Raw genomic sequence first — 7,757 nt, forward strand, 5'->3', positions numbered from 1 at the left:
CAACGCGTCCACGACCTGCTCGCAACGCGTCCACGACCTGCTCGAACGGCACATCCTGATGCGCGTACGCACCCAGAGCCGTCTCCCGCACCCGCCCCAGCACCTCACGGAACGACGGATCACCCGACAGATCCGTCCGCATCACCAACGTGTTCACGAAGAACCCGATCAGATCCTCCGTCTCGGCACGGTTCCGGTTCGCCACCGGCGTGCCCACCACCACGTCCTCCGACCCCGCATACCGCCCCAACAACACCGCGTACGCGGCCAACAACGTCATGAACATCGACACACCGCACTCACGCGACACCGCACGCAGGGCTTCCGTGACGTCGTCGGGCACGGTGAACCTCAGGGACGCGCCGGCGGACGAGCGGACCGCGGGACGGGGCCGGTCGACGGGGAGTTCGGTGTCGGGGATGCCGGCCAGCCGCTCGCGCCAGTACGACAGCTGCCGCTCCAGCACGTCGCCGTCCAGCCACTGCCGCTGCCACACCGCGAAGTCCGCGTACTGCACCTCCAGCGGCGGCAACGGGTCGGGCTCCCCGACTCGGAACGCCTCGTACAGCGCCATCAGTTCACGGTGGAAGACCTGGTCGGACCACTCGTCGAACAGCACGTGGTGCAGGGCCACCACGAGGACGTGCTCCTCCTCGGCCGCGCGCAGCAGGGTGCCCCGGATCAGGGGTCCGGACGCCAGGTCGAAGGGGACCACGGCGTCCGCGGCGGCCAGGTCGCGCAGCGCCGCGTCGGAGTCGTCGCCGGAGACGTCGACCACCGCCAGCGGGAACTCCGCGGGCGGGTCGATCACCTGGCAGGCCACACCGTCCGCGCCGGCCACCAGACGGGTGCGCAGCACCTCGTGGCGCGCGACGACACCGCCCAGCGCGGCCTGGAGCGCCGCGACGTCGAGGGCGCCGTCCCACCGGACCCGCATCGACAGGTTGTACTCGGTGGAGCCGGGCTCCAGTTGGTCGAGGAACCACAGCCGCTGCTGTGCGAAGGACAGCGGCAGCGGCCCTCCGGGGCGCGGTTCCCAGGCCCGGCGCGATACCTGCTCTCCCTTGAGGCGTCGCTTCAGCAATTCCCGCTTGGCATCAGAAAGCATCAGTTGTCCCCTGCGAATGAGAAAGCTGAAAACGGTGCGATGACGGTGCGCTGCGCTGCCCTGGGAGAAAAGTCCGCTTCACGATGGCACACCGCTGGATCATTCATCCAGCGGTGTGGTGTTCAACGCGTTCAACTGCGGCGGGGCGTCATTCGAACACGTCAGAGGGTACGGCCGACGCCCTCGTCGGCCGGGCGTGCCCCGGCCGTGCGTCGGGCGGCGAGCTCGTACAGGTCCGTGCCGGCCAGTTTGGGGTCCTGGCTGATCCCGACGGTGAACCCGCGGCCTTCGAGGAGGTGGCGGATCTCCGCCAACCTGCCTTTTTCGTCGTGGACTTCGGCAACGACGTGGCCGATCAGCGGCCAGTGGTCCGGTTCGACGCCGGCGAGGACGAGGTGTTCGGCCCGCTCCACGTCGATCTTGAGCAGGTCGATCCGGTGCAGCGCGTGCTGCCGGATCAGATCGGAGACGGTCAGGGTGCGGACGGTCATGTCGATTCCGCGGTGCAGGCCGCTGACCATTTCCCCGATGTACTCCTCGGGGATTCCGGAGTTGCGGAGGAATATCCGCGTGTTCTCGTCGTCGGCCCGCTGGTCGGCGAACAGGCCGGAATTCCCGGTGGACTTCGGATAGTAGGTGAAAGTGCGGTGTCCGGCACGGTCGGACACCGCACTGCACACACTGACGGACTCCGGCAGATGTCTGCGCAGGTTGGATTCCAGGCACGCGAACGTGGCCGGGGCGGGTTCGACGGCGACGACCCGCAGACCGGGCACGGCCCAGCCGAACATCAGGGAGACGATCCCGATGTTCGCCCCGACGTCGAGGACGGTGTCGCCGGGGCGCAGCGCGGTCGCGGCCTTCGCGTAGAGGCCGTCGGCGGTGGCCTCCGCCCAGAGGACCTTGGCCTCGGCGGGGCTGACGCAGGTGATGCCGCGGCCGTTGGGCAGTTCGTAGGCGCCGGCCCCGGCGGCCGGGGACCGGCCCGTCATGCGGTCGCCCCTCCCTCGCGCCGGGCGGTGCCCGCGCGCCGCTGCCAGCGGTCGATCTCAGCGCTCAGGTAGGCGCCGACGGCGCGGGCGCCGCCCTCGTGGAAGATGTCCGAGTGCTTGCCTGGCACGTCCACGACCTCGGGTTCGGCGGACAGGGGGCGCCGCCACTGCTCCAGGGTCCACTCGTATGCCTTCTTGGGGTCGTCCTGTGGCATCAGCAGCACGACGCGGCCGTCGTAGGTCCGCATGCCGCGGTGCATCAGCTCGCCGTAGTAGGCGTACGTGTGCCGGTTGATGATCAGGGCGCGCATGATCCGCAGGGCGTGCTTGTCGCCCTCGCGGACGCCTTGTCCGATCTCGTCGTCGGGTGCGCCGTACTTCTTCAGCAGCCGCTTCTCGTCCTTCGGGGGCAGTGTCGTGCCCGGCGCGGCGGCGAGGGCGTGCTCGACGCTGTCCAGGAGCCTGCGGGCCACACGGTCGAAGGGCTGGTTGGGCAGGCGTCGGGCGAAGGGCTGACGGGCCGGCGCCATGAGCAGCACGCCGCCCACCTCCTTGCCCAGCGCCCGCAGCTGCCGAGCCATCTCCAGCGCGACGTAGGAGCTGCCGGACTGGGCGGTGAGCAGGTACGGCCCGTCCTGCTGCAGCCGCAGCACCTCACCGATGTACGTCGTCGCCATCTCCTCGACGGAGGACGGCGGCGCGTCCTCGCCGGTCAGTCCGCGCTGCTGGAGCCCGTAGAGCTGCTGGCCCTCGGACAGGTACCCGGCGACCTCCGCGAAGGCGGCGACCTCACCGGTGAAGGTGTGGACGGCGAACACGGCCGGCCGGACGGTACCGGCCCGGACGGTCACCGCCGAGCGGACCTCGGGGTCCTCGGTGTGCAGCTGGACCAGCGGCGCGGCGGACGCGATGGTCGGGTGGTCGAAGAGGTCACCGACGCTGATGTCGTGCCCGGCGCCCCGGATGCGGCCGACGATCTGCGTGACCAGCAGGGAGTTGCCGCCCAGCTCGAAGAAGTTGTCCTGGGTGCCGACCTGGTCCAGGCCCAGTACCTCGGCCCAGACCTCCGCGAGGAGTTCCTCGGCCGCACCGGACGGCGCGACGTAGGTGCCGCTGCGGGAGCGGTCCGGCTCCGGCACCGGCAGCGCCGCCCTGTCGACCTTGCCGTTGGTGGTGAGCGGCAGCCGGGACAGTTCCAGGTAGGCCGCGGGCACCATGTGCTCCGGAAGGCCGCGCAGCAGCAGGGCGCGCAGTTCCGCCGTGTCGGGAATGCCCTGGCTGTGGTCGGTCGGCACCAGGTAGGCGGCGAGCGCGCGGTCCGGGCCGTCGCCGTGTGCGGTGACCACGGCCGTGCGGATCGCCGGGTGGGCGGCGAGGGCGGTCTCGATCTCGCCCGGTTCGATCCGGAAACCGCGCACCTTCACCTGGTCGTCGACGCGGCCCAGGAACTCCAGCCGTCCGTCGGCCCGCCAGCACGCCCGGTCCCCCGACCGGTACATGCGTCCGCCGTCCCGTGTGAACGGGTCGGGCAGGAATCGGCCGCCCGTCAGCGCCGGCCGCCCGAGATAGCCCCGGGCCACCTGAGCGCCGGCGATGAACAGTTCGCCCGCCGTCCCCACCGGCACCGGGCGCAGGGACGCGTCCAGCACGTACACCCGCGTGTTGGCGACGGGCCCGCCGATCGGCGGGGCGTCCGCGTCCTCCTCCGCGCACACGGCCACCGTCGCGCACACGGTCGTCTCGGTCGGGCCGTAGGCGTTGACCAGCCGTCGCCCGCCGGCCCAGCGCCGGGCGACGCGTCCCTCGAGCCGTTCCCCGGCCGTGAACAGGGTCTGCACTCCGCCCAGGTCCGCCGGTCGCAGCACGTCCAGCAGCGACGGCGGTACCGTCGCCACCTCCACCCCGGCGCGGGCCAGCAGCACGGCCAACCGTCCCGGCTCCGCCCGCTCCCGGGGACCGGCGATCACGAGGCTGCCGCCGCCGGTCAGCGCCATCAGCATCTCCCACACGGAGGCGTCGAACCCGAACGGCGCGAACTGCAACACCCGGACGCCCGTGTCCGAGCCCAAGTCCGAGCGCGTGTCCGAGCCCTTGTCCATGTCCAGCATGGCTCGCTGTGCGACCGCCAGGCTGACGGCACCCCCGTGGGTGACCTGCACGCCCTTCGGACGCCCGGTCGATCCCGACGTGTAGATGACGTACGCCAGCTGCTCAGGGTGTACGGCCACTTCGGGCGCCCGGTCGGGCTCACCGGCAACCTGCGCCCGTACGGCCGGGTCGTCCAGGACGACCGTCCGCAGCCGCCCCACCGGCAGCTCGTCCACCAGGTCCTCGGTGCCCACCAGCAGCGACGCACCGCTGTCGGTGAGCATGAACTCCAGTCGCTCGGCCGGGTATTCGGGATCCAGCGGCAGATAGACACCACCGGCCTGCCATACGGCCAGCAGTGCCACCACCATGTCCACCCCGCGCGGCAGGCACAGCCCCACCACCGACTCCGCGCCGACACCCGCCCCGCGCAGATGGTGCGCCAACCGGCCCGCCCGCGCCATCAGCGCGCCGTACGTCACCACCTCGTCGCCGAAGACGACCGCCACCGCGTCCGGAGCCGCGAGGGCCCGCGCGCCGATCAGCTCCTGCACACCGCCCACCGCCGGCAACGGCACCACCGTGTCGTTCCAGTCGTCCACCACCTGCCCGAACTCGGCGTCGGTCAGCACCGACAGCTCCCCCACCGGCCGGCCGGCGTCCGACGCCGCGGCTCCCAGCAATGTGACCATGTGCCCCGCCATCCGCTCGACCGTCACCGCGTCGAACAACGCGGTGCTGTACTGGATCTCGCCGGCAAGCGCGCCGTCGTCCTCCACCAGCGCCACGACCATGTCGAACTGCACCGGCAGCACACCTGTGCCGGTCTCCACCCCCACACCGGCAGAGGCGCCGACTTCACCAGAACCGCGGGCGTCCGGCACGTAGTTGAACGACACCCGCCCGAGAGGACTACGGGTACGGTCCCGTACGTCGGCCATGGCGTCCACCACCTGCTCGAACGGCAGGTCCTGGTGCGCGTACGCGCCGAGGGCCGTCTCCCGGACCCGGCTCAGCAGTTCCACGAAGGACGGGTCACCCGACAGGTCGGTCCGCATGACCAGCGTGTTCACGAAGAAGCCGATGAGTTGCTCGGTCTCGGCCCGGTTCCGGTTCGCCACCGGCGTGCTCACCACGACGTCGTCCGACTCGGCGTAGCGGCCCACGAGGACGCCGAAGGCCGCCAGGAGCGTCATGAACATCGTCGTGCCGTGCTCACGCGACAGGGCACGCAGGGCGTCCGCCGTCCGCGCCGGCACCGTGAACCGGGCCACCGCCCCCTCGGTGGACCGCACGGCCTCACGCGGCCGGTCCGTCGGCAGTTCCGGATCCCGAGCGCCATCCAACTTCCGGCGCCAATACCGCAGTTGCTTTTCCAGCTCATCACCGGAGAGCCACTGCCGCTGCCAGGCGGCGACGTCCGCGTACTGGATCGCCAACGGCGGCAACGGATTGGCCCGGCCGGCCCGGAACGCCTCGTAGGCGAGGGACAGTTCGTGCTGGAAGGCGCGGTCGGACCACTCGTCGAAGACGACGTGGTGGAACGCCAGGGCGAGCACATGCTCGTCGTCCGCGACCCGGACCAGCGTCGCCCGGACCAGAGGTCCCCGCGCCAGATCGAACGGCGTCAGCGCGTCCTCGGTGACCACCTCACCCACCGCGCCCCGCGGATCCTCGCGCTCCGACACGTCGACGACAGGGAGGGGGAGGGAGGCGGGCGGGTCGATGATCTGGTGGGGTACCCCGTGGGTGTCGGCGACCAGGCGGGTGCGCAGCACTTCGTGGCGGGCCACGATCGCGTCCAGGGCCGCGCCCAGGGCGCGCAGGTCCAGCTCGCCGGGCAGGTGCAGCCGGGTCGACATGTTGTACTCGGTCGACCCGGGCTCCAACTGGTCGAGGAACCAGAGCCGTTGCTGCGCGAACGACAACGGCAACGGCTGCGTACGGTCGGCCCGGCTGATCGGCCCGCTCCCGGTGCGCGCGACGGTGTCGACCAGCGCGGCGAGACTCTGGATCGTGGGCCGGTCGAACAGGGCGGCGAGGGGGATGTCGGCCGCGAACACTTCGCGGACGCGGGTGATGACCTGGGTGGCGAGCAGGGAGTGTCCGCCGAGTTCGAAGAAGCTGTCCCGGGTGCCGATCCGGTCGACGTCCAGTACCTGAGCCCAGATACCGGCCAGCAGTTCCTCGGTCGCGGTCGCCGGGGGCGTGTAGGAGGAGCCGGCGTGCGGGGCCTGCGGCTCGGGCAGCGCGGCACGGTCGATCTTCCCGTTCGGGGTCAGCGGCAGCACCGCCAGCTCGACGAACAGSGAGGGCACCATGTACTCCGGCAGCACCTCACGTACATACTCGCGCAGTTCGGACACCGGTGGCATGCCGTTGGCCGGGTCGGCCGGGACCACATAGGCGACCAGACGCCGGTCACTGTCCGCGCCCTGAGCGGTCACGACGGTGGCATGGACCGCCGGGTGCGCGCTCAGGACCGTCTCGATCTCGCCGGGCTCGATACGGAASCCRCGGACCTTGACCTGATGGTCGGCCCGGCCCAAGTACTCCAGACGGCCCTCAGAAAGCCAGCGCACACGGTCGCCGGTGCGATACAGCCGGGAGCCGTCGGCGGAGAAGYGGTCGGGGACGTAGCGCTCGGCGGTCAGCGAGGGACGGCCCAGATAACCRCGGGTCACGCCCGTGCCGCCGATGAACAACTCCCCCGCCACGCCYACRGGGACCGGCTCCAGCCGCTCGTCCAGCACATACACCTGGGTGTTGGCGATCGGTGAGCCGATGGACAGCGGTGCATCTGTCACCCGGTCGCAGGTGGACCAGATCGTCGTCTCCGTCGGACCGTACATGTTCCACACCTCAGCRCCGCTGTCCAGCAGAGCCCCGGCCAGCCGGGGCGGCAGTGCCTCACCACCGGACAGCACCCGCAAGCCCTCGATACCCGGCCAGCCGTCGCCCAGCAGCATCTGCCACAACGACGGAGTCGCCTGCACCACCGAAGCACCAGACCGGGCCAGTTCGCTTTCCAGCAGACCGGGATCAGCCACTGCATCGCGCGACGTGACAACGACCCGAGCCCCCTGCACCAGCGGCAACCACACCTCCAACCCCGAGATGTCGAAGCCCAGGGTCGTCACCGCCAGCAGAACGTCATCAGCGCTCAGACCCGGCCGCTCCCGCATCGCGGTCAGGAAACCGACCAAGTTCCGCTGCCCGACCAGCACCTCCGCCCTCGTCGTCGTCGCCCTGGTGATCCAGGTGAGCGTCCTCGCCCGCCTGCACCTGCCGGGCGCCGTCCCCGACCTGATGCTCCTCACCGTCCTCGGCCTCGCCATGGTCTACGGCCATGTGGGCGGCGCCCTCGTCGGCTTCGGCGCCGGACTGCTCGCCGACCTCGCCCCGCCCGCCGACCACGCGGCCGGCCGCTACGCCCTGGTGCTGTGCGTCGTCGGCTACTTCGCGGGCCTCATCAAGCCCGAGAACGGCCGCCTGAAGTCCGCGACCGGCCCGATGCTCGTCGTGGTCGCCGCCGCCATCGGCTCCACGCTGCTGTACGCGGGCGTCGG

General features: G+C 71.2%; 4 protein-coding genes. 1 reads left to right on the forward strand and 3 read right to left on the reverse strand.

Going from position 1 to position 7,757, the window contains the following annotated elements:
• From MB828_RS17180 to MB828_RS17190, 3 genes are all read right to left on the reverse strand, one after another.
• On the reverse strand, positions 1-1,108 hold a 1,108-nt coding region (locus MB828_RS17180; protein WP_301648963.1), incomplete at its 3' end, for a condensation domain-containing protein.
• A gap of 161 nt (positions 1,109-1,269) precedes the next feature.
• Positions 1,270-2,100 carry an FkbM family methyltransferase gene (locus MB828_RS17185; RefSeq protein ID WP_301648964.1) on the reverse strand — a complete coding sequence of 277 codons (831 nt, stop codon included), beginning with the start codon at positions 2,098-2,100 and terminating at the stop codon, positions 1,270-1,272.
• Positions 2,097-7,373: a non-ribosomal peptide synthetase gene (locus tag MB828_RS17190; protein WP_301648965.1), complete on the reverse strand. Its 5,277-nt coding sequence runs from the start codon at positions 7,371-7,373 to the stop codon at positions 2,097-2,099. Before MB828_RS17190 ends, MB828_RS17185 begins: the two co-directional genes overlap by 4 nt.
• On the opposite strand from MB828_RS17190, the gene mreD reads away from it, so the two are divergent.
• Positions 7,306-7,757, forward strand: a 452-nt coding sequence (mreD, locus tag MB828_RS17195) for a rod shape-determining protein MreD (protein ID WP_301648966.1), incomplete at its 3' end; no start/stop codon positions are given. The two genes, MB828_RS17190 and mreD, sit on opposite strands and share 68 nt — an antisense overlap.

Origin of the sequence: Streptomyces arenae, from assembly GCF_022343545.1 — a bacterium.
GTDB lineage: Bacteria > Actinomycetota > Actinomycetes > Streptomycetales > Streptomycetaceae > Streptomyces > Streptomyces humi.

Coding starts and splice junctions, on each gene's coding strand:
- MB828_RS17185 (WP_301648964.1), bottom strand. CDS start 2,100: ATGACGGGCCGGTCCCCGGCCGCCGGGGCCGGCGCCTACGAACTGCCC.